At 68.7% G+C, this 22,711-nt stretch carries 20 protein-coding genes; 12 read left to right on the forward strand and 8 right to left on the reverse strand.

Translation table 11 applies throughout. From position 1 onward, the window contains the following. Positions 1 to 9: 9 nt before the first annotated feature. From greA to IPH07_13040, 11 genes are all read left to right on the forward strand, one after another. A complete protein-coding gene (gene greA, locus IPH07_12990; protein MBK6918304.1) occupies positions 10 to 498 on the forward strand; it encodes a transcription elongation factor GreA in 489 nt (162 codons plus the stop codon). Then, entirely contained in the window at positions 495 to 959 is a 465-nt protein-coding gene (locus tag IPH07_12995; protein MBK6918305.1) for a hypothetical protein, read from the forward strand. Before greA ends, IPH07_12995 begins: the two co-directional genes overlap by 4 nt. A gap of 36 nt (positions 960 to 995) precedes the next feature. Continuing rightward, positions 996 to 1,433: a hypothetical protein gene (locus IPH07_13000; GenBank protein ID MBK6918306.1), complete on the forward strand. Its 438-nt coding sequence runs from the start codon at positions 996 to 998 to the stop codon at positions 1,431 to 1,433. A gap of 166 nt (positions 1,434 to 1,599) precedes the next feature. Further along, a complete protein-coding gene (locus IPH07_13005) occupies positions 1,600 to 1,869 on the forward strand; it encodes a hypothetical protein (GenBank protein MBK6918307.1) in 270 nt (89 codons plus the stop codon). A gap of 149 nt (positions 1,870 to 2,018) precedes the next feature. Beyond that, complete coding sequence (locus tag IPH07_13010) at positions 2,019 to 2,423, forward strand: hypothetical protein (protein ID MBK6918308.1); 405 nt, start codon at positions 2,019 to 2,021, stop codon at positions 2,421 to 2,423. A 17-nt stretch (positions 2,424 to 2,440) separates the two neighbouring features. Then, on the forward strand, positions 2,441 to 2,797 hold the full coding sequence (locus IPH07_13015) for a hypothetical protein (protein MBK6918309.1): 357 nt from the start codon (positions 2,441 to 2,443) through the stop codon (positions 2,795 to 2,797). 39 nt (positions 2,798 to 2,836) lie between these two features. Next, positions 2,837 to 3,307, forward strand: coding sequence for a DUF4265 domain-containing protein (locus tag IPH07_13020; GenBank protein ID MBK6918310.1), 471 nt, complete (start codon positions 2,837 to 2,839; stop codon positions 3,305 to 3,307). A gap of 19 nt (positions 3,308 to 3,326) precedes the next feature. After that, positions 3,327 to 4,208, forward strand: a complete 882-nt coding sequence (locus IPH07_13025) for a leucine-rich repeat domain-containing protein (protein MBK6918311.1) — start codon at positions 3,327 to 3,329, stop codon at positions 4,206 to 4,208. 265 nt (positions 4,209 to 4,473) lie between these two features. Next, positions 4,474 to 5,628, forward strand: a complete 1,155-nt coding sequence (locus tag IPH07_13030; GenBank protein MBK6918312.1) for a hypothetical protein — start codon at positions 4,474 to 4,476, stop codon at positions 5,626 to 5,628. Positions 5,629 to 5,663: 35 nt separating this feature from the next. Then, positions 5,664 to 6,698, forward strand: a complete 1,035-nt coding sequence (locus tag IPH07_13035) for a hypothetical protein (protein ID MBK6918313.1) — start codon at positions 5,664 to 5,666, stop codon at positions 6,696 to 6,698. A gap of 107 nt (positions 6,699 to 6,805) precedes the next feature. Continuing rightward, positions 6,806 to 8,314, forward strand: a complete 1,509-nt coding sequence (locus tag IPH07_13040; GenBank protein MBK6918314.1) for a ferritin-like domain-containing protein — start codon at positions 6,806 to 6,808, stop codon at positions 8,312 to 8,314. 3 nt (positions 8,315 to 8,317) lie between these two features. Here IPH07_13040 and IPH07_13045 read toward each other — a convergent pair whose 3' ends face one another. Together IPH07_13045 and IPH07_13050 are read right to left on the reverse strand one after the other, a co-directional pair. Next, positions 8,318 to 9,640, reverse strand: a complete 1,323-nt coding sequence (locus IPH07_13045; GenBank protein ID MBK6918315.1) for a lamin tail domain-containing protein — start codon at positions 9,638 to 9,640, stop codon at positions 8,318 to 8,320. A gap of 282 nt (positions 9,641 to 9,922) precedes the next feature. Next, positions 9,923 to 10,255 (reverse strand): hypothetical protein, encoded by a 333-nt coding sequence (locus IPH07_13050; GenBank protein MBK6918316.1) that lies wholly within the window; start codon positions 10,253 to 10,255, stop codon positions 9,923 to 9,925. A 333-nt stretch (positions 10,256 to 10,588) separates the two neighbouring features. On the opposite strand from IPH07_13050, the gene IPH07_13055 reads away from it, so the two are divergent. Next, positions 10,589 to 11,464: a UbiA family prenyltransferase gene (locus IPH07_13055; protein ID MBK6918317.1), complete on the forward strand. Its 876-nt coding sequence runs from the start codon at positions 10,589 to 10,591 to the stop codon at positions 11,462 to 11,464. Positions 11,465 to 11,563: 99 nt separating this feature from the next. On the opposite strand, the gene IPH07_13060 is transcribed toward IPH07_13055, so the two are convergent. The 6 genes from IPH07_13060 to IPH07_13085 form a co-directional block, all read right to left on the reverse strand. Continuing rightward, positions 11,564 to 12,631, reverse strand: coding sequence for a universal stress protein (locus IPH07_13060; protein ID MBK6918318.1), 1,068 nt, complete (start codon positions 12,629 to 12,631; stop codon positions 11,564 to 11,566). 53 nt (positions 12,632 to 12,684) lie between these two features. Further along, positions 12,685 to 16,329 (reverse strand): efflux RND transporter permease subunit, encoded by a 3,645-nt coding sequence (locus IPH07_13065; protein ID MBK6918319.1) that lies wholly within the window; start codon positions 16,327 to 16,329, stop codon positions 12,685 to 12,687. A 52-nt stretch (positions 16,330 to 16,381) separates the two neighbouring features. Beyond that, positions 16,382 to 17,524 carry an efflux RND transporter periplasmic adaptor subunit gene (locus tag IPH07_13070; protein ID MBK6918320.1) on the reverse strand — a complete coding sequence of 381 codons (1,143 nt, stop codon included), beginning with the start codon at positions 17,522 to 17,524 and terminating at the stop codon, positions 16,382 to 16,384. Positions 17,525 to 17,815: 291 nt separating this feature from the next. Beyond that, positions 17,816 to 19,252, reverse strand: coding sequence for a cytochrome P450 (locus IPH07_13075; GenBank protein MBK6918321.1), 1,437 nt, complete (start codon positions 19,250 to 19,252; stop codon positions 17,816 to 17,818). A 241-nt stretch (positions 19,253 to 19,493) separates the two neighbouring features. Next, positions 19,494 to 20,075 (reverse strand): HutD family protein, encoded by a 582-nt coding sequence (locus IPH07_13080; GenBank protein ID MBK6918322.1) that lies wholly within the window; start codon positions 20,073 to 20,075, stop codon positions 19,494 to 19,496. Between the two features lie 92 nt (positions 20,076 to 20,167). After that, the gene (locus tag IPH07_13085) at positions 20,168 to 22,567 is read right to left on the reverse strand and encodes an endonuclease/exonuclease/phosphatase family protein (protein MBK6918323.1); all 2,400 of its coding nucleotides are present in this window, start codon (positions 22,565 to 22,567) and stop codon (positions 20,168 to 20,170) included. Positions 22,568 to 22,711 lie beyond the last annotated feature (144 nt).

Consider the following 22,711-nt stretch of genomic DNA (forward strand, 5'->3'; position numbering starts at 1 on the left):
CGGCGGCCCATGGCCGACGAGTCCTTTCCCATCACTCCTGCTGGTCTCGAGCGCCTGCGCGCCGAGCTCAAGCACATCAAGGAGGTCGATCGGCCGGAGAACGTGCGCGACATCGAGGTCGCGCGGGAGCACGGCGATCTGCGCGAGAACGCGGAGTACCACGCCGCCAAGGAGCGCCAGGGTGCCCTCGAGGGCCGCATGCGCTTCCTCGAGCACCGCATCGGCCACGCCGAGATCATCGACCCCGCGACCATCAAGAGCGAGAAGGTCGCGTTCGGCGCGACCGTGACCGTGCTCGACCTCGACACCGACGAGGAGATCGTCTACGCGATCGTCGGCGAGGACGAGGCCGACGCCGACAAGGGGCGGCTGTCGATCCGCTCGCCGATCGTGCGGGCGCTCATCGGCAAGGTCGCCGGCGACGCGGTGACCCTTCACCTGCCCAAGGGCGCCCGCGAGCTCGAGGTCGTGCGGGTCGAGTACAAAGCCCTGACATGAGCACGCCGGGCAGCATCAAGCGTTGGAGCTGGCGCACCGCGTGGATGTTCGCGGCGGGCGTCGGCCTGTCATGGGGCTGTCGCTCGGGCGAGGGCGACGCCTGCGTGTGCCAGAGCGACTGCCGGCCCGGGCTGGTGTGCGCGCAGAACGGCTCGCCGATCCAGACCGAGTGCGTGACCGGTGACATCAACGTCGCGCCCGGGCGCTGCATCGCCGGCGACGTCATGCACGGCGGCGGCACCTCGCTGGGCGATCCGCCGGTGTACCTCGACGTCGGCAGCAAGCGGGACTTCGAGCCTGGCATGACCACCAGCGCGACCGCCGAGGACTCCGGCAGTGCCGGCTCGGGCTCGGGCTCGGGCACCAGCGCTGGCGGCAGTGGGTCGTCGAGCGGCGGCTCGGGCTCGAGCGGCGGCAGCTCGAGCAGCGGCGGCTCGGGCAGCTCCGGCAGCGGGGGCTGACGCGGTCGCGCGTCGGGCAACCGAGGGCGACCGACGATGACCGACGACGCAACGGAGCACTGGCTGTGGCGATTGGACGCCGCCGCCTGGCTCGCGGCGGCCCGGCGCGAGCTCGCGGCGGCGCAAGAGCAGCTCGAGTCGCGTCGCGCCTGTGTGGCCCATGCCCGCCGCGCCGGTGGCATGGCCTGCAACGCGGTGTTGTGCGCGTGGGCGCAGCGCGAGCCCGAGCGCGCCGACGCGATCGCGAGCGTGTGGGGGCGATCGTATGTCGAGCATCTGCGGTGGCTCGCGATGGGTGAAACCGGACCGCTACCGGTGCAGGTCGCCCCGCTCGCGAAGGTGCTGCTCGAGACCCCGATGGCCGCGCCGGAGGTGATCGGGCTCGGGGCTCAGCGGCATGCGGATCTGCGGCGGTTGATGGATGCGACCGACGCCTTGGTGACCGCGTGCGCGGACTTCGTGCGCACGCCCTGAATGCGCCCATATGCGGCCGATGCGGCCGCCGTGCGTGCGAGTCGGCGCGCCCGTCGTAAGATACCCGAGGTCCCACGCAGGCAGGCAGACTCGACCAACGCGCTCCCCGCCTCCCTCGCGTCGCTGTGCTTGCCGCGCATGGGCGAGGCTCTCGAAGGAACGGTGCATGACGTTCGCGGAAACTCCAGAGCTCGGCGTGCTCACCACATCGAATGTGCTCGAAGGCGCGCCGATCTTGATGGTGTCCCACGACGATGATGACGGCGGCTGGCAGTTCCTGTGCGGAGAGACCAACGACCCTGCCCACGGGAGGATCGTGCACCTCGCCGCCATCATCGCGTTGGACTCCACCGTCTGCGAGGTTGCGGACCTCCCACTCGGGTGGGTCGCCTTCCGTGACTGCGCCGGCGGCAGCTGGGCACGTGAGCCACGGTGACGCGGCCGCTCGACGACGAGCGCCACCACGCGCTCCGCACGGTACACCCCGACTGCGCCGGACCATCGGCCTCTGCCCGACTGTAGGAGCGGAACCCGTCAATGGTCAACGGCGCAACATCCTCCCTCGCGCGAAAAAGGGCGCTCGTGATGATCAAGAACTTCGTGGTTGGACAAAGCAACGAACTGTTGATGGACGGCAGGGTGCATGAGATTCACAATTTCTACCGCTTCGGCGGGTTGAATATCGGACCAGATCGATTCATTGTGATCTCGTTCGTTCCGTGCGAGCCCAACACGATGGATTTTCCACGCCTCAAACTCGAGTGCCGAGACGTCGACTACTTCGAGCTGAGCTCGCAGTTCGGCTGCAAAGATGTCCGAGAGGTGGACGAGATGGGCTACAAGAGTCCGGGCGATCTGGACGACGAGTGGCTAATGACCGAACAGCAAGCCAGTGCCGCGGATCATTTCTTCTTGCGACTCGAACACTGCGCGTATATTCGTGTGCACGGCCGATACATGCGGCTCGTCATCGTAGCACCGCAGCCATGAGACCGCCTGCGGGCGCCGTGAGAGTCGCCGACTTGGGTGCGGCATACTGCAAGGGTGAAGCCGACGAGGCGAGCTTGTTTCTGGACATGGATGTACTCCCTCCAGCGGATCCAACGGACCGCGGCATCACGACCTTCGAGGCACAGGGGAGTTCCCGCGACGAGACGCTGGCACTCGTGCTCGAAGCCGTAGACGAGCACCACGGAGAACATGCACACTCGCCTCCGTGGACGGCACTCGAGATCTACGGCCTCGATGAGGTCGACGCCGGCCAAGTAGGGTTCCAGGAGTACGGAGTGACCCAGATCATCCGAACCGCATTTGGCCTGGAGGCACGGCGTCCCCCGCCCCCGACGCGGCCCCGCTCCGCCTGAGACGCATGGACTCGCCACGGGTGACACGGGTGAACTCAGATGAAGAATGAGACTGCAAGCACCACCGCATTCCTCGAGTTCATTCTGGAGATCGAGGACGGCTGGCCACCCGTCGCAGTCGAGTGCCTCCCTTTCCTGCTCGCTCCAGGGGGCTACACCGCAGTGACAGCACCGCTATTCGTCAAAGACCTCTCGGTCGGCGACATCATCCGTGCGAGACTCGAGCCGACGGGGAACCGGGTCGTGTCTTGGGAGCACATCTCGAGGTCGCAACATTCCACACTCTGGCTCCTCCGCGTGGGACCATCGCTGACACTCGCGCCCGTGTTGGACGACCTCCGCCGCCTGGGCTGCAGCACGGAAAGTTCCGACGCATTGGGGGTTTACGCAGTCGACATCCCAGCGTCGGTCCAGTTGAACTCCGTCGACGACGTACTCGCACGGCTTGAAAGCAATGCCGTCGCAGTCGCCTTCCCGTCGCTGCGCCACGAAGCGTGCGAGTCGTGCTGACCCGAGGGTGGACACCGGAATGACGAAGACCAAAGGAGCATGCCCCCCACCGATCGAGCGCTGGGGCGACTACACAATCATCTGGATTGACTCCGAGAACATCGACGCGCACCTGGAATTCATGAAGGAGAATGCAGTCGACGGAGTGGGCATCAATGCGGTCCGCGGATACACCGCGAGCGATGTGTCATTCTTGGAGCGCATCCCCGAGGTCGAAGGCGTGGTCACCGTACCTGGTGGCCGACCGCTGGACGCGTCGGCGATTCTAGGACTCCGAAAGCTCCGATTTCTTTCACTCGGCGAGACCGACTTCGCGCTCGATCTTGATGTGTTCCCGGACTTGGAGGAGTACCGCGGCGACTGCGGCCCCAAGTTCCACATCTCCGAGCGGAGCCGCTCGATTCGTTCACTGCGCCTCAGGCACTTCAGACCGAAGAGCCGCGACCTCTCCGACTTCCCTGCGCTCCCTTGCGTTCGCGAGCTTGGTCTCATCCAGTCGAGCATCAACTCCATTCGCGGTCTCGCGCAGCTGCGCGCTCTCGAACGCCTGGAGCTGGCATACTGTCGGTCGCTCACGACACTTGCGGCGTCGGCGTGGCCGCGTCTGCAGATGCTCGAGTGTTCCAACTGCCGGGCACTCGTGAGCTACGACGCACTTGCGAACGTCAAGACACTCCGCTCACTCCGACTCAACTCCTGCGGCACGATTCCCTCGCTGCAGTTCATCTCGTCACTCCCTGAATTGACTGAGCTCCGCTTTGTGGACACCGACGTCCGCGACGGCGACATGCGACCGTTGTTTCGTCTGCAAGAGATTGCCTTCACGAACAAACGAGGATTCTCTCACACATGGCAGGAGGTCGAGCGCGAGATTGCCGCGAAGGCCGGCAACGGGCCGTAAGCGCGGAGGCCCCCAGCATGCGCCACGCACCGTTGACTGTGACGACCGACAACCGGCTCCGAATGCACGATGGTCTCACGCGATCACGTGCATCTGGCTCTACGTACTCGCCGCTACGCGATGGTTCTGACCTCGCAGCCTTGCCGATCCCGGTCACACCGAGGTGCACCAACACCACTGTCAGGATTCAACAGCAATGCCCACCACAAAGCAACCTCGCCCCCCTCTTCCCCTGTTTTCCCGCCCAGATGCACGGACTCCAGAGGTGTTTGGTGTAGCGCCCGCAGGCATCCTCGCAGACCGCCATCCGTACGCCCCGCAGCGAGCCGCCCGACGTCTCCCGCTCGCCTGCGCGCTCGCCCTGCTCGCGCAGCTCGCCTGCGCGTCCCCCTCGCACCAAGGCGAGTCCGCCGACAGCTCCACCACCGACCACGAGTACGTCTTCGGCGAAACCGCCCCCGAGCCAGGCGCGCCGGACGAGTTCTGCGAGCCGTTCGACCCCGCGCGGGTCTATCTCATCACGCAGTTCAACACGAGCGAGATCATCGACCCGGAGGCCCCCGAGAAGCTCTGCGTCACCGCGCTGGCCGCATACGCGGGCGACGTGGTCCATCCGAGGCTCGACGGTGGTGACGGTTCGCTCGTCTGGCTGGCGACAACGGGCAGCCTGTTCCGGCTGCTCTACGTCTATCAAGAACGCAAGGGCGACAAGTGGCGACCGGTCGGCAGTGCCGAGCTTTTCGGCGAGCTGTTTCGACCGTTCAACGATGTCATGCTCGATCGCATCGTGCCGTGTTCGGCCAACCCGGACTTCGCGCCCGTGCTCGTGTGGAGCGACGGTGCGTGGTACGGGGAGTGCCTCGGTGTGACGAGCGGGACGGATGGCACGCTCTACCGAATTGCGGACTACCTCGGCGCCTACTACGACGTGATCCCGCAGCCGGTCGGCATCTTCGACGACATCGCGATCTTCGCGACCGACAGTGTGCCCAGCGGGTATGCGATCGGCGGCGACGACCTCACGCCCCTGCCCCTGCCACCCGGCGTCGAGAGCGTGCGGCACCTGGCCGCGCGCTCGGATCAAGGTGGAGTCGCGGCGGCGGTCGAGGTGATCCGCAGCAACGTCCCCACGCTCGAGCGCGCGCGCGTCACCGCCCAGGGGATCGAGCTGCTCGGCGCCTACGAGGACGACTTCGAGACGCTCATCCCTTACGGCATCGAGTACGCCCTCGACGGCGACGGCGCACTGTGGCGCCTCGGTGGGTCGAGCTCGCAGAGCGCGGGCGAAGTGGTCGCACGGCTGCCGCCCGCGGGACCGGCGGAGGTGGTCTACGAGCTGCGCGAGGAACTCACCGACGAGACCTACCCGCGGTTGCGGCTCCTCAGCGCCTCGGTCGGGCGCGTCGAGGTATTGCAGTGACCTCGGCGGGCTCACGACCGGACACGGGGTGTGTCGTGATCACCGCCGCGGCGCTTGCCCTCGCGTGCACGCCCGCGTGTGGCACCGTCGTCGACCCCGAACAGGCGGACACCGACGCGTCCGGCGCGAGCGGTGACGGTCCCTCCTCGGGTGCACCGGACGAGCGCTGCGGTCCGCTCGACCCGAACCGCATCTACGTCGTGCGGGCGAGCACGATCCCAGGCGTGCACGTCGTCACCGACGCAGAGGATCGCGATCGCGTCTGCGCCTATGCGGACCCCGAGGACGTCGTCTGGGAGCTGCCCGGCCGCATCGATCCCGCCGACGGCAGCCTCGTCGTGCTGCAGTCCGGTCGCGAAGCGCGTCGACCCGCAGTACTGCGCCTGCAGCACGATTGGCTGGCGCCCTCGGGCGACGAGGCCACGGCGTGGATCGCCGCGATGCCCACGCCCGATGACGTGCTCGGCATCGTGGTGGGCGACGACGGCGACTGCCCCGCGACTGCATTCGCGCGCGGCGAGGTCAGCCTCGCGTGGTCCGACGGCTTCTACACCGCCTGCGAACGCACCGTCGCCGCGCCAGGCGGCGGCGCCCGCAGCAGCTTCGCGACCGGGCGCTTCATCGGCGTCGTCGACGGTGCCGTGCTCGTGCACACTGATGGCAATTCGCCGGGAGCACCCGGGTCGTATGCGGCGGTCGTCGACGGCGAGCGCGTCGAGTTGTCCCCGCCGGCCGGCGTCGATCGCATCGCCCACGTCGCCGCGCGTCCGGGCCCCGAGGGCCTGCTCGCCGCGGTGCGAATGCACCACGGCGACCTCGTCACGCTCGAGCGCGTGTGGCTGCACCCCAGCGGCATCACGCGCGCGGGCAGCTACGACGAGGACCCCGCGGCGCGAACCGCATGTGTCAGCTACGCGATCGCGGCCGACGCGTCGCTATGGTGCGTCAGCGACGATCCGGTGCCCACGCTGGTGCGCGCGGGGCCGACGGGGCCCGCCGCGGTCGCGTTCGGACTCACCGACGGCACCGGCCCCGCGCGCCTGCTCTCGACCGGTGGCGCCCTGCGGTAGCGCACAGCGGCGCCCGAGCAGGCTGGTGACGCGACCGGCGGACGCGTTCGGTCGCGTTGGTCGCGAGCCGCGGGCAGAGCTCGACGCGACGCCATAGACTGATCGTGATGACGCCCTCCTCGCTCCGCCTGCGCCTCGCGGTTGCCCTTGGTCTACCGGCCATCCCCGCCTGCAAGCCCGCGCCCGAGCCCGAGCCGACCACGGTCCCCACGACCACCGCCCCGACGAACTCGGCCACGCCCCCACCCACGCGCCCGGCGGCCGCGCGCGCAGCTCGGCGGGCATGCAAGCCCGATCAGATCCACGAGCGCGTCTGCGGCCTGGTCGACCTCGCGTACGAGGGCGCCGGTGGAACCGTCGCCGCGCCCCACGAGATGTGCACCCGCAACGCGCTCTCGCTGTGGAACCTCGAGACCGAACACATGATCGACGGCTGGCGGGTCGGCTCCCACGACGCCGTGCTGGCGTCGTTCACCTTCGATCGCGAGGCCACCACGAGCTACGCGTATTCGGGCAGCTATCAGCCCGAAGCGCCGCGTTGTTGCTACGAGCGCTGCAACCCGATCGAGAGTCGCGCGCAGCCGCGTGCGCGCGTGCCCGACGGCATGAAGGCGTACGAGCTGTGTGTGCCCGGACCGGTCTCCACCAAGTTCCCCGCGCCGGGCGCGAAGCAGTGCCCGGTCGCGCTTCGCACCCGTCACTTCTACCCCTACGGCGCCCCCGATCCCCTCGACGATGCCCCCTTCGAGCGCGCCCTCGACGACCAATGCTGCTACATGGTGGCCACGGCCCACCGCTGTCCGCCGAACACGTTCGAGACCAAGAACGGCGGATGCGAAGAGCCGAGCCCCGGCGGACGTCCGCTGCGCGAGGCCGGCGAGGTCGTCACCGCCGCCACGCGTGCGCGTGATGGTTGGTCGCGATCGATCGCGCTCGGCCGTGCGCCGTCGTGGTCGCCGTCGACGCGCGCGCAGGCGGCCGTCGGCTGGGCCCGCGAGGCCGCATTCGAGCACGCCTCGGTCGCAGCGTTCGCCCGGCTCGCCATCGACCTCATGGTCCACGGCGCCCCCGCGGATCTCGTCGACGATGCCCACGCAGCCGCGCGCGACGAGGTTCGTCATGCGCAGGAGTGCTACGGCATCGCCTCGGCGTTCGCCGACGCGCCGATGGGCCCAGGACCGCTGCCGCTGGCCACCCTCACGCCTGCCGCGAGCCTCACCGCGCTCGCCGTCGAGTGCTTCCGCGACGGCTGCGTCAACGAGACCGTCGCTGCGCTGTGCGTCGCGGAGGCCTCGCGTCGGGTCGCTTCACCGGCGATCCGCGACACGCTCGCGCGCATCGCCGACGACGAGGGGCGCCACGCCGAGCTCTCGTACCGGATCCTGGCCTGGGCGCTGCGCAGCGGCGGCACGGAGCTACACGCACGGATCGCGACCGAGCTCGACGCCGTGCGGGCAGAGCTCGCACGGGTGGTCGACACCGCCACCGACCTCCGCGACGAGACCACCGGCCTGCTCGCGTCGCACACCGCAGCGGCGGTGCGTCGTCGCGTGCTCGCCGAGGTGGTCGTGCCGTGCACCGAGGCGCTGCTCGCCGCCCAAGTGCGGGGGCGTTGAGTACTACGGGCAGTCGTTCGGTGCCCCCGGGGTGCCCAGATGCCCCGGCCCGTAGGCGGTCGCTCCGCTGCACCACGCGGCGCCATCGTCGTTGGCGCTGGCGTCGAGCACTGCGAGCGCGATGCTCGTGCCCGGCGCCACCACTGGCCACGGCGCAATGTCATCGTACGACACGGTGTCGATCACGACCCCGTCGCAGGTGAGCGTGACGATGTCGCCGTCGTTGAAGAGGCCGACGCCGATCGGCATCGGGAAGTCCGGCGTGAAGCCGAGCTCGGCCTGCGTGCCGGAGCCCAACGTCGCGTAGCCACCGGCTTCGATCACCAGCGATACGTCGACGTCGAACGTGTCGATGGCGAGGTCCCCCGTGACCACGCAGCCCTGGAGATCCCAGGCGGTCGCGCCGGGATTGTGCAGCTCGATCCACTGCCCGGGCTTGGCATCCGGATCCGCCGCAGGCGCATACAGGATCTCGGAGATCGCCACGGAGACGCAGCTCTGCGCGTCCTCGATGCAGCTCTCGCTGCAGGCACACAGCCCGGGCGCCGTCGGATCGCACGGCTCCGCGCCGCTGACGATGCCATCGCCGCAGGTGCTGCAGCCGGACACGTCGAGGTGGCACGCGGCATCGCAGGCAACGTCGCCGAGCGCAAATCCCTGTGCGGCGCAGCTCGAGGGCACCGCATCGCCGTCGCAGTCCTCGCCCGCGTCGACCACACCGTTGCCACACAGCGTGCACGCGGACACGTCGAGCTCACATTCGTCCGTGCACGATGCGGCCCCGAGACCGAGGCCGAGCTCGGCACACGTCACAGCGTCCCCGTCGCACGGCTCGCCCTCGTCGAGCATGCCGTTGCCACACAGCGTGCAACCCGAGGTGTCGTAGGTGCAGTCGCCCGCGCAGGTCGGCTCGCCGGCATGCGGGGTCCGCAGCAGATCGGTGCAGGTGGGCGTCCACCCATCGACCCCTTCGATGCTGCCGTCGCAGGCCTCGCCCGCCTCGACCCAACCATTGCCACACACCGGCGGACCGCACGGCGCCTCGCCCTCCCAGATGCAGCCGCAGGTGTCGAAGGTGCACGCCGCCGTGCACGCCAGGGTCCCGACCGCCCCCATCGCAGCGCAGCTGCTGCCGTTCAGATCGAAGCCGTCGCACTGCTCGTCGCCCTCGACGACACCGTCGCCACAGCGAGCGGCCGGGTCCTCGCCGGTCGACTCGCCGCCGCTGCTGGACGCTGCATCGCCGTCGGTCGCCGTCGGCGACGGTGTGGGATCACCCGCCTGCGTGGCGCCAGCGTCCGTGCCCGACGAACTGCCATCGTCCATGATCACCGCGAGTCCGTCCGCGGCGCATCCACTCCACAACCCACATCCCAGCAACGTCGCAAAGCCAATCGCGCGACGACCTTCGAATCCCAGCATGTCCAATACCTCGGGCCCCGTTCACTCCGAGTCCCATCTCCCCATTGTCGTGCGACCGTCCGAGGATGACGGGTCGGCGTGAAACACCCCAGGGGCGCGAGCGGGGCACCTGCGCGCGCACCGGCCCTGCGCGCGCACCGGCCCTGCGCGCGCACCGGCCCTGCGCGCGCACCGGCAACAGACGCTTCAGCCGTCGGTGACGGCTTCGCTGCGCTCGTGCTCGCTGATCGCGTCGAGGAACTCGACCAGCGCGACACGGGCCTCGTCGAGCGACGCGCGGGCGACCGCGTCGCGCACCGCACCCAGCCGCGCGCTCAGCTGCTCGTGCTCGTCGGCCAGGGCCGTGTTCGCATCGCCAGCGACCTGCTCCTCGTGGGCGAAGTGGCCCTCCATCGCCGCGGCGAAGCGCGCGAGCTCGCGCCCGAGCAACAGCTGCATGCGCTCGCGCGGCAACGCGTCGGTGCCGGCCGTGGCGAGCAGGTGGAGCAGGTCCAGATCGAGGGCGAGCGACGGCGTCATGTTCGAGTCGTCCCACGCTAGCGCTACGCGACGCAGCTGGGAAGGCCCGGCGCCCGGCCGCAACGCACCTTTGGTGAGGTCCTTCGCGGTGCGCTTCTCAGCTTGCCATGGTCGGGCATGGGCCCGAAGTCCGCGTGGGCCCCCGGCCCATCCCCGTCGCACGGCCGTGGTGGGCGACGTCCTGCCACGGTCACGGCGCGCTGCCCCGATCCTCCGCGGTGCGCTGCATCTGCTGGGTGCGCCGCCGCTCGGACCCCACGCACGACCAGGGCCGCCATGTCGACGAGCCGCCGAAGTGCGCGTCACATCGCGTGCCGGTGGGCTCTGCAGCCCGTGCGCTCCACGACGCCGCTCCTCACGGTCGCCCAAGCGACGATGCAGCTCAGCGTGCTGCTCTCGCTCGGGGGCGCCAGCGTTGCCGTCGCCGCGGCCTTCGCCGCCGGCGGAAGCCCGGCGCCATCCGGCGTGATCGCCGTGTTCGCATCGGTCTTCGCGGTCTACAACTTCGACCGGCTCGCGGACACGTCGCCCGCCGAGGGGCGCAGCACGCCGCAGCGGCGCGCGCTCACGCAGCGATGGGGCTCGGTGCTGCGGGTGTGCGTCGCGACCTCCGCTGCGCTGGCGCTCGCGCTCGGAGCCAGCGTATCGCTGGCAGCATTCGCGTGGACGATCGCGTTCCCGCTGCTCGGTATGTTGTACGTGTTGCCGCTGCGGGCATCGGGTCGCGTCTATCGCCTGAAGGACGTGCCGTATCTGAAGCCGTTCTACGTCTGCGCCTGCTGGACCGAGCTGCTCGCGGTCTCTCTGAGCCACGCCGGCCTGGATGCGACCCCCGCGATCGCGACGTTCGCGGCGTTCCTCTACCCCCGACTCTTCATCTCGGCGAACCTCGGCGACGTGCGTGACGTCGAGGACGACGCCGCCGCCGGCATTCGCTCGTTGCCGCAGTGGCTCGGCCGCAGCGCCACCCTGCGCCTGCTCGAGTTCGTGCACTGGGCGAGCGTCGCCGGGCTCGTGCTCGCCCTGGCCGCGGGCTTTGCCCCACCGGCGATGCTCGGCCTGATCGTACCGACCGCGGTCGCCTACGCGATCTTCCGCGCCTACGTGCGTCGACCCGATCGCCAGGCCTTCTTCACCGACCTGTACGACCTCGAGCTGATCCTGTACGCGCCGTCGTGGGCGATCGCCGCGGCCATGACGACGGCGTAGGCCGCCTCGTTCGCGCCCACGCGCTGCCGCAGCCGCGTGCCGGCGACGCGCACCACACCGAGCCGATCGGCGACCGGCAGCTGCGCCAGCGCGCGGACGTCAGTCGAGCCGGCTGCGGATCAGCGCCGCGAGCTCGTGACGACTGGTGGCCTCGACCGCGCGCCCGGCCTGCTCGAGCGCGCGCGCATACGTCTCCTGCACCGAGGCGTTGGTCGCGGCCTGCTCGGCGACGTGGGCCAGCATCGGCAGCGCCTCGGCGCCGCGGCCGTCGGCGAGCAGCAACTTGGCGCGCTCGTGCAGCTCGGCGAGCCGCGAGATGACGCGCTCGCGCTCGTGATGCCCGCGCTCGAGGTGGCGAATCGTCAGCGCGCTGCAGGTGCTGTGGCTGAGCGCACGGGAGCTGACCGGCCCCAGCCAGTCGCGCACGAGCGGATCGTAGCCACGGGTCGCCACCACCAACAGCCCGGCGTCCTGCGCAGCGTTCACGATCTCCTCGGCCGGGTCGCCCGCCGTCACCGTCATGGAAACCTGCAGGCCCTGGGTGTCGTAGGTGGCCAGCAACGCCTTCAGCTGGGCGTGGATCGCCCCCTCGTCCTTTGCGAGGTGGGGATTGGAGCCCTCGTCGTGCAGGACGGTGATGACCGACAGCGACATCTGGAACCGCTTCGCCATGTCGATCGCGGTCTCGAGGCCCACGCGCGACTCGGCGGTGAGGTCGATCGGGCACAGCAGCGTACGGCCCACCGGCGAGACCCCACGCGCGACCCACACCGGGATCGAGGCCTGACGCACGATGGTCTCCGCCACCGAACCGACCACCCAACGCCGCACCGTGGCCGGCTGACCACCGCCGGTGACGATCATCTGCGCACACAGTCGCGGCGCCGCCTCGATGACCTCCTCGGCGGGGTGCCCGAGCTCGATCATCACGTCTTGCAGCACGAGGCCGTTCGCGCGCAACGATGCGATGTGCGGCTCGAGCTCGTGACGAGCCTCGGCGATGCGCAGGTCGATGCCCCGCTCACTCTCGAGGCGCCGCCGGGGAATCGCGTGCAGCACGACGATCGGCGCCGCGAGGCGGCGGCCGAGTTCGGCCGCAATCGCGACGATGTCGGCGGTCTGCTCGTCGAGAGGCAGCGCCACGAGGATGGGACGTTCGTTCGCCATGGCGGATGGTCAGCTCCGGTTCAGGATGCGCGCGCGTGGCCGCGGTGGACCCGCTAGCTTTGCGGCTCGTGGGGGTTCGGATCGTTCGAGTCCGTCGACGAAGTCGCGTCGTCGGCGGGCGGCGAGGCCTCGGCGGGCGCCGGCGCGACCTCGGTCCGCGACGGCGTCGGCATCGGCGCGACCTCGGTCCGTGCGCTGGCGGTCGCGGTCGGCACCTCGGTACGTGACGCGGGGGCACCGGCGGTGGGGCCACGTTGGCCGTGCTCGGCCCCCGGCTCGTGATCGACGGGCACGAACGGCGCGTGCTCGAAGCGCTCCCCCAGCGGCTGCGCGGTCTCGTCGCGGAGCAGCTCGCGACCATCGGACAGCTTGCCGAACAAGTAGTAGAGGCCCGGGATCACCATCACGCCGACGACCGTGCCGAGCAACATGCCGCCGACGCCGGTGGTGCCGATGGTGCGGTTGCCGATCGCGCCCGCCCCGGTCGCGATGACCAACGGGACGAGGCCGGCGATGAACGCGAACGAGGTCATCTGGATCGGCCGGAAGCGCAGCTTGGCGCCCTCGATGGCGGCGTCCTTGAGCGAGACGCCCTCACGGCGACGCTGCACCGCGAACTCGACGATGAGGATCGCGTTCTTGCCGAGCAAGCCGACCAACATGATGAGGCCGAGCTGCGCCCACACATCGTTGGCGAGGCCCGCGGCCTGCAGGAAGTAGAACGATCCAAAGATGCCGATCGGCAGCGAGAGCACCACCGCGAGCGGGATCAAGAAGCTCTCGTACTGGGCGACCAGCACCAGGTACACGAACACCACCACGACCACGAAGATGTAGATGGCCGCGTTGCCCTTCTTCGACTCGTCCCACGACAGGCCCTCCCAGCCGATGCCGTAGCCCTTGGGCAACGTCGCCTCGGCGACCTCGTGGATGGCCTGGATGGCCTGCCCGGTCGAGTAGCCCGGCGCCGGCACCAGCTGGATCGCTGCCGAAGGATAGAGGTTGTAGCGGGTGATCTCGTTCAAGCCCTGCTGCTTGCGCAGCGTCATGAACGACGAGTACGGCACCATGTTGCCGGCCTCGTTCTTCACGAACAGCTCGTCGAGGTCCTCGGGCATGCGTCGGAACTCGGGCCACGCCTGCACGTAGACCTTGTAGAACTGGTTGAACAGGACGAAGCCCTGCTCGTAGGTGCTGCCGATGAGGATGTTGAGGTTGTCGAGCGCCTTGTCGATCGAGACGCCCTTCTGCATCAGCACATCGTTGTCGATCACCAGCTCGTACTGGGGATAGTCGGAGGCGTAGAAGGTGAACATGTTCTTCACCTCCGGGCGCTCCGCCAACCCCGCCATGAACGCGTCGTTGACCTTGCCCAGCTTCTCGTAGTCCGTGATGCTCGACTGGGTCTGATCGAGCACGCGTAGCGACACACCACCGGCGGCGCCGAAGCCCGGGATCGCCGGCGGCTCGAAGAACTCGAGCTTGACGTTGGTGATCTCCTCGGTGCGTTCCTCGAGCTCTTCGATGATCTGGCGCGCGGTCAGCTCGCGTGTCGACCACTCGCGGAGGTTGATGATCGCGGTGCCCGCGTTGGAGCCGCGGCCCTCGGTCAGCACCTCGTAGCCCGCCACCGAGGTCACCGAGACCACACCATCGATCTCCTTGGCGATGGCCTCGAGCTCCTGCGACTTGGCGTTGGTGTACTCGAGTGTGGACCCCGGCGGGGTCTGCAGCACCGCGTAGATGATGCCCTGGTCCTCACCGGGGATGAACCCACTCGACATGCGCGCGTTGGCGGCGACGATGCCGAACGAGAACCCACCGATGATGAGCAGTGTCAGCAGGCGGCGGGTCACGATCGGCCGCAGCATGCCGGTGTAGATGTTGGTGACGGTGTCGACGCCGCGACTGAAGGGCCGCTGCACGAACGGCACCACGATCAGCAGGAAGCCGATCGGTCCCCACAGCTCGTAGGCGAGGTACGTCAGGCCGGCGAGCAGCGGCAGGCCGACGAAGATGTACGTCAGCACGACCTTGAGGCCCCGGCGCTTCTTCTTGCCGCCGCCGGCGTGGCCGGCCTCGCCGTGGGCGTGGGGCTTGAGGATCATCGCGCACAGCACCGGCGTCAGCGTCAGCGCGATCAGGCCCGAGAGCACGATCGAGGTCGCCATCGTCACGCCGAACTGGCGATAGAACACGCCGACCGGGCCGGGCACGAAGGTGATCGGCACGAACACCGAGGTCATCACCAGCGTGATTGCGACGATCGCACCGCTGATCTCGTGGAGCACCTCCATGCTCGCGCGATAGGGCGAGAGGTGCTTGTCGGCCATCTTCTCGTGCACGGCCTCGACCACGACGATGGCGTCGTCGACGACCACGCCGATCGCCAGCACCATCGCGAACAGCGTGATGAGGTTGATCGAGAAGCCCAGCAGCTGCAGGCCGACGAAGGTGCCGATCAGCGACACCGGCACCGCCAGCGTGGGAATCAACGTCGAGCGCACGTCGCCGAGGAACATGAAGACGACGAGCGAGACCAGGATGAACGCCTCGAGCAAGGTGTGGAGCACCTTCTCGATCGACGCGTCGACGAACTTCGAGACGTCGTAGGCGATCTCGTACTTCATGCCCGGCGGGAACGACTTCTCGAGCTCGTCGAGGGTCTTCTTGACCTCCTCGATGACCTCGGCGGCGTTGGATCCGGGCGCCTGCTTGAGCACGATCGAGGCCGCGGGGTGGCCGTCGACGTCGGAGTAGATGTCGAAGAACTCGGAGCCGAGCTCGATGCCCTGACGCTTTTTCTTCGGCGTCGGATGGGCCGCGGGCGCGCCGGGCTCCGCGGGCGGACCGGTCGCGTCGATCTCGCCACCGTGCTCGGCCTCGTCGGGGGGCACGCAGACATCCTTGAGCCGCAAGATCTCGCCGTTCGACTTGGCCTTGAGGATGATGTCGCCGTACTGCTGCGCCTTGTTGTAGCGGCCGATGTACGTGAGCACGTACTCCTTGGACTGCGAGGTCATGCCGGTGGCCTGACCGAGTCGACCGGGCGAGCCGATGATGCTCTGCTCGGCCAACGCCTTCATCACGTCCTCGACCGAGACGTTGTAGGCACGCATGCGATCGGGGTTCAGCCAGATGCGCATCGCGAAGTTGCGGTTGCCGAGGTTGCGCGGGATGCCCATGCCCTGGATGCGCTTGAGCACCGGCATCACGTAGACGTTCGCGTAATTGAAGAGGTCCTTCTGATCGGTGTTCGGATCCGTGCTGTAGATGTTCAGGTACATCAGCATGCTGGGCACGACCTGGCTGACCAGGATGCCCTCGCGTACCACCAAGGGCGGCAGGCGGCTCAGCATGATGTTGACGCGGTTCTGCACGTTCACGACGTTGATGTCGGGATCGGTGCCGGGCTCGAAGTAGATCGCGATGGTCGCCTCGCCCGCACTGGTGGCGCTCGACGCCATGTAGCGCATGTTCTGCACGCCGTTGATCGACTGCTCGAGCGGGATGAGCACCGAGTCGACCAGCACGTTCGCGCTCGCGCCGGGGTACGCGATGCTCACGTAGACCGTCGGTGGCGCGACATCGGGGAACTGTGCGATCGGCAGCCGGACGATGCCCAAGCCACCGAGGAACAGGATGATGATCGCCGTCACGAGCGCGAGCGCCGGACGGTAGAGGATCTTCGTGAACATGTGACAGACGTGCGGGAGTCGGGGCGGGCTTTGGCCGGTCGCCGCGCGAGCACTACTCGGCGTGGTGCTTGAGGTGCGAGAGCACCTCTTCCGGCTTCTTGTACTCGTACTTGATGTGATCGCCGTCGTGCAGCTGGCGAACACCTTCGATGACGATGCGATCGTTGGCCGCGAGCCCAGTGTCGACCACGAAGATGTCGTCCTGCTCGTGCGCGACCGTGATGGCCTTCTGGTGGACGATGTCGTCCTCGCCGACCACGTAGACGTACTGCTTGTCGAGGATCTCGAAGGTCGAACGCTGCGGGATGACGACCGCATCCTTGCGCTTCTGATGAATCAGCAGCGTGCCGGTCTGACCGTGGCGCAGCAGCCCCTTGGGGTTGGGGAAGTCGGCGCGGAACTGGATGTTGCCGGTCTCGTTGTCGAAGTTCGACTCGACCGTGACGGTGTCACCGGCGGTCTGATCGAAGAGCTTGCCGTTGGCGAGGCGGAGCTCGATGTTGGCCTCGGGTAGCTTCAGCTGCTGAGGGCTGTTGGGATCGACCGCGCCCTCTTGCATCTCGTACTCGAGGTAGTTGGCCTCGGGCACGTTGAAGTAGACCCACATCAAGCTGTTGTCCGACATCGTCGTGAGGATGTCGCCCTCCTCGACGAGGCTGCCCAGCTGCTGGTACTGCCGATCGATGATGCCGTCGAAGGGCGCCTTCACCCGCGTGAAGCCCAGCTCGGCGCTGGCCAGATCGACCTTGGCCTTGGCCTTCTCGCGGGTGGCCTTGGCGAGCGCGACCTCCTGGTCGGAGACGATCTTCTTCTCGAAGAGCTTGCGAGTGTTTCGCAGCTCGATTTCCGCCAGCTCGAGCTCGGCCTTGTCCGCGTCGAGCCGCGCCTTGTACAGCACCGCGACGACCTTGAAGAGCAGCTGGCCCTCCTTGACCCTCTGCCCTTCTTTCACGGGGATCTCCTCGAGGTAGCCCTCCTCGAGTGCTCGAATCTCGACGTGCCGCTGCGAGTGGATCTGGCAGACGTACTCCTGCGTGGTGACGACGTCCTTGATCAGCGGGCTCGTCAGCACGATGGGATGCCCGCCTTCGTGCTCGCTCGCCTCCTCGTGCTCTTCGTCGGCCTTGAGCGTCGTGCAGGCGATGGGCAGCAGGAGCGAGAGCCCGAGCACGGCGAATGTCCGAGGGAATCGCATGGCGGTCGATGCCTTCTGTGCCACGCCCCCTCCCACCGTGGCAACCGCCGTCGCCGAGGTGCGTGTCGTGTTAACCCAATCGGAATCCCTCGGGTGGCGGGCGGCGCGCTGGGCCGAAACGACACGTGGGTGTCGACGTGTGGTCGAAGGCCCGCGGCGGCCCGCCGTGGGTCGCGACGACCGGCTTCGCGCGTTGCTCGCGTCCGGGCCGGCCACCGCGACGCGACCGGTCGAGCGCCGGGGCGCGACCGTGGGCGCGCTCCCACCCCGCCACGTCGACGTGGGCGGGGGTCACCGCGTTCGCACGATGGCTGGCACTCCGCCGCGCGGCCGCAGGGTCGCGAAGTCGTCCTCCGCAATGTCGAGCGCAGGATCGATCTCGAAGCGTAGCCGCCGCAGCAACGTCGCGAGCACGATCGGCCCCTCCATCATCGCGAAGTGCATGCCGATGCAGAACCGCGGCCCCGCGCTGAACGGCAGGTACGAGCCCTTGGGCCGCAGCGCCTCGACCTCGGGAAGGAAGCGATCGGGATCGAAGCGGTCGGGCTCGGGCCACACGTCGGCGCGGCGGTGCTGCGCGTACGCGCTGACGAACACCAGCGTCCGCGGCGGCAGCGTCGTGCCGGCGATCTCGACCGCTTCGAGCGAGCGCCGAGGGAACATCATCAGCGGTGGGTACAGCCGCAGGGTCTCGCGGAACACTCGGGTGGTGAGGTCGAGTCGCTCGGGCTCGAAGTGATCGATCGGGCCCTCGCCGAACGCGTCGGCCTCGGCGACCACCCGCGCGAGCACGTCGGGGTGACGTGCGAGCAGGTACAGCGCCCACGCGAGGCTGGTCGCGGTGGTCTCGTGGCCGGCCACGAACAGGGTCACGACCTCGTCGCGCACCTGCGTGTCGGTCATCGTGCCGCCCTCGTCGGCGTCGCGCGCAGCCAGCAGCCGCGTCAGCAGGTCCGCGCGACCCAGGCCCTCGCGACGACGCTCGCCGATCATTTCTTGGATTCGGTGGTCGACCACGGCGACCGCCCCGCGCAGCTCGGCGCTGCGCGAGCCGCCGATCAAGAACGGCGACTCGAAGCGCGCGTGCATGCGCTCGGCCCAGCGTCGTACCCCGCCGCGACTGCGCGCGGCAAGCCCACGGGTGAGATCGAGCGCGATCACGTGAGGCACGATCGCCGGTGAGGCGAGCACGCCGTTGACCCAACCCAACGCGGTGGTCAGCGCCGCCCCCAACCCTTCGGTCTCGTCGAAGGTGTCGACGCCGAACAACGCGGCACCCACGACCGTCATCGCGATGCGCGTGGTCTCGCGCGCCAGGTCGATCGACGCCCCCGGCCGCATCGCGTCGGCCGCCCGCGCCGCGGTGGCGCGCATGGCCTCGGCGTACTGTCCGAGCGCGCCGGGGGTGAAGATCGGCGCCATCAACCGTCGCTGCCGACGCCACAGCTCACCCTCGCTGGTGAACAACCCCTGCCCGGCGAGATCGTGCAGCAGCACCCGCAGGCCCGGCGACTTCTCGAAGCTCTTCGCCTTGGTGACGAGCACCTGGTGGCAGGCCTCGGGCTGTGCCGGCAGCACCAGCGGCAGGTGCAGGATGCGGCCGCGCACCAGCGGTGAGCTCGCGGCTGCGACCTCGCGCTGCATCGCGAGGCGCTCGGCGGTCGTGCGGCCGAAGCTCCCGAGCCAGCTCGCGTTCGCCACCCGCGGTAGATCTTCGATGCGTCCCATCTCGCCCCCTCGCAGCGGCTGCCGTCGACCGACGAACGATCGCCGCCCCGCCGCAGTACGGATGATAGCGAGCGTCGGGCGAAGGCGGATGCATGGCGGCTCCGCCACGCGACGGCAGACTGTGCGCGAGGTTCCGGCGCAATCCGTTGCAGGAGCTCGCGGCCGGCCGCCGCGGGTTCGTGGGCGGCACCCCGCGCGCTCACGGGGACGGCACGTGCGGTTGCGGGTGGACGCGTGGGCCTCAGCCGATGCGCACGATCAACCACTCCGCGTCGCGCGGGCACAGCCGCAGGCGCTGCGACCCCCGCGCGCCCTGCATCCACGCGCTGTCACCGGCGTCGAGCTGCGCCGTGGCACCGGCGAGCGAGAGCCCGACGCTGCCCCGCAGCAGGTGCACGAACACGTGCGCATGCGCGAGGTCCTCCTCAACGGGGCGATCGTCACCGGCGAACACGGCGAGCTCGGCGGGCACATCACGCCGATGGATGAGATTGAAGTCGACCACGGCACCGTCGACCAGCTGCGCGGTGGTGGTCCACTCACCGGCGAACGCGTGCGGTTGCAGCCGACCGATCGTGGCGGCCGGCGCGGCGCCCCCGTGGTCCAGCACGAGCCCGGCACCCGCGGTCACGACCAGCACGCGATCGCAGCCGTCGAAGCGCGAGAAAGGGCCGTCAGCCTCCACGGCCGCGGCGGACAGCCGCCAGCGGAAGTCGTCGCGGTCGAAGCTGCTGCCGCGCGGCCACACCGCGAGCTCGGTGGTGACACCGAGGCCGTTCTTCCACGGCACCTGCGTGGCTTCGTGCGCGCGCAGCAGCTGCATGCCCGCGATCGTCGATCAGCTCGGTCCCGCCTGTCCAGCGCCCCGCGGGCTCGAGACCGGGGCACCTCGGGCAGCGGCGCCCCAGCGCGTGGCTACTCGTCGAAGCCGTGCGTCAGGTTGTAGCGGAACTGGTAGAGCCCCGAACCGCCGGGCTCGAACACGAAGGTCTCGGCCACCGGACCCGCAGTCGCACGATCGAGCGTCGCGATGCTGCGCTCGTACTCGTCGTTGTCGCCGTTGAGGAAGTCGTCGTCTTCGTAGAAGTGGAGCACGAGCGGATCGGCATCCGTGAAGTAGATCGGCCCGCCGAGCATCGCGTCCATCGGCGCCTTGTTGCCGGCGTCGAAGTCACCGATGAAGGTCGCGCTCACGATCTCGCTCGCCCCGAGCTTCACGAAGGCGAGCCACATCTCGTCGTCGTAGTCGAGGTCGACGCCGTCGTTCTCCTCGAGGCACCGCAGCTGAAGGCTCTGGCCACCTTGCGCGGACCCGAAGAAGATCGAGAGGTCGGTGGTCCACCCGATCGCGAAGTGATTGTACCGCGACGGATAGGGCGCGCTCATCGGCGGGCTGCGCGTCAGCCTCAAGTATTGCTTGATCTCATGGCGCTCGTACTTGCGGATCGCGAGCCCGACGCCACCCGACGCCGGCTCGAGAATCTCGTCGCTGTCGATCGCGACCCCGTCCGCGTCCACCAGCTCGAGCTGGAACCCGCCATCGGTCGCCGTGTCGGGGATGCCGTGGACGAAGAAGGTCAGGTCCTGCGTGAGATCCTGCGGCGTGGCTTCGGTGTAGAGTTCGAACCACGCCTCGTTGCCGAGCCCGCCGGTCGGGTTCGCGGGGAGGTCGTGTGCGAGCGCGTCACCGGGCCGCAGAGCACACGCGGTGTCGATCGTGAGGCAGTCGTGCTGCACGGTGCGCAGGGTGAACTCGACGTTGGTCTGCGTGCGATCGGGATGGAACACCCGCACGTAGAATGGCGCGCTCGAGATGCGGAATTCCTTGCCGACGAAGTCGTCGCGCCGGAAGTGGAGCTCGGTCGTCTCTGCTTTGTAGTTCACGACCGGGGTCGTGAGATCGATCGCCTCGTAGACGCGGAATTCGGCCCCCGACGAGGTCTGCAGCTCGAACGAGTACGTGCCGGGCTCGTCGAATCGGAACCACTTCATCGTCCCCGGTTGGTCGAGCGTGCGGGTGACCTGGTGGAGCTGACCCGGGGCCGGATCGAGCAGGACCGCAGTCGCGGGGCTGCATGCGGTGGTGCGCACGTTCCAGTCGAGGTTCACGCCGACGTGATCGGAGATCTCGTCGGTTCCACCGCTGCCGATGCCGGCCGGGCCCATGCCGGTCTCGATGTAGGGCGCGCCCCAGTCGAGGTTGCGCGCGAGCGTCATGTGCTGGGCGCACCCGGCCGAGGGCTTGGTGAGGATGTAGTCGAGGCGTGCGCCGTCGGACTGGCCGCCCCACGCCGTGACATTGGTGATGCCACGGTCGAAGTGACCGCTCGGATCCACCGGTGCGTTCTCGAACGCCCACGCGTCGTGCAGCACGTCCGTGAAGAACGAACCGGCGTTGGCGAACTGGTACACCCACTCGTGCAGGTTCTCGATGTTGTAGACCGTGTAGTTGTCGCCGTAGTCGGGATCGACGAGGTCACCGTCGATGTTGAGGTCCCCGAGCATGAACACTAGCTCGCGGTCGACCGCAGAATCACCGATCGAGCCGCGTAGCAGCCGCTCGGCGTCGTCGAGCTGCGCGTCGCGGGTCGAGAACCAGTCCTTGGCGTCTGCGATCTCCGCCTGCTCGTGCGGATGTCCGGCCGGGATGTAGCTGGCCTGCGTGTGGGTGAACAGCACGTTGATGCTCTCGCCCGTCACGGGGTGGTGCAGCCGCACCAGACCCACACCCTTGCTGGCAAAGCAGTCGTCGTCGTTGCACGCGTCGAACTCGATGAATCCGACGCTCTCGCAGTCCTGGTCGTAGTCGTACGGCACCGTGTTCGGGTCCGCGGGCACCACGTGGATCGTCGCGCCGCTCGCCTCGCAGTCCCGCGGGTCGATCGCGAACACCGGCTCCGGCAGCGGATCGAACGCGAACTTCGAGTACAACGCCAGTCCGCTGTCCTCGAGGTCACCCGCATCGAGGTACTCGACGTAGTACGGGTATCGCTCCGCGAGCCCGTCGGTGAGGATCTCCTGGAGGTCGGCGTCGAAGACCTCGTTGAGCACGATGAAGTCGTAGTCCGCCGCGATGATCCGCTCGACCAGGTGATCCCCATTCTCCTCGAGCGTGCCGGCGGCGAACTTCGACGGCAGGAACTGCGCGTTGAACGTGGCCATGCGGATGCCCGCACCGATGTTGGCCGAGGTCGCCGGCGTCGATCCGCCCGCGACGAGCCCGGCGTCGGTGACCGCATCTTCGCCGCTCGACGCGTCGCCCGCCGGGGCGAGGTCGTCGCCTTGCGCCGTCGCATGACAGCTGCCGATCACCAAGAGCGCAAGCAGCCTTCGAGGACGGGATGATGTCGTCACGCATGCCGACCGAGTCCCCGAGACGGTCGAATGTGACCCGGGCGGTGTCGATGCCGGGCGATTTTTTCGAACGGCGTACCGGCGACAGCGGGACGCAGTGCGCCA

The organism is Deltaproteobacteria bacterium, from assembly GCA_016709225.1.
In the GTDB taxonomy this organism is placed as follows: domain Bacteria; phylum Myxococcota_A; class Polyangia; order Nannocystales; family Nannocystaceae; genus Xiheibacterium; species Xiheibacterium phototrophicum.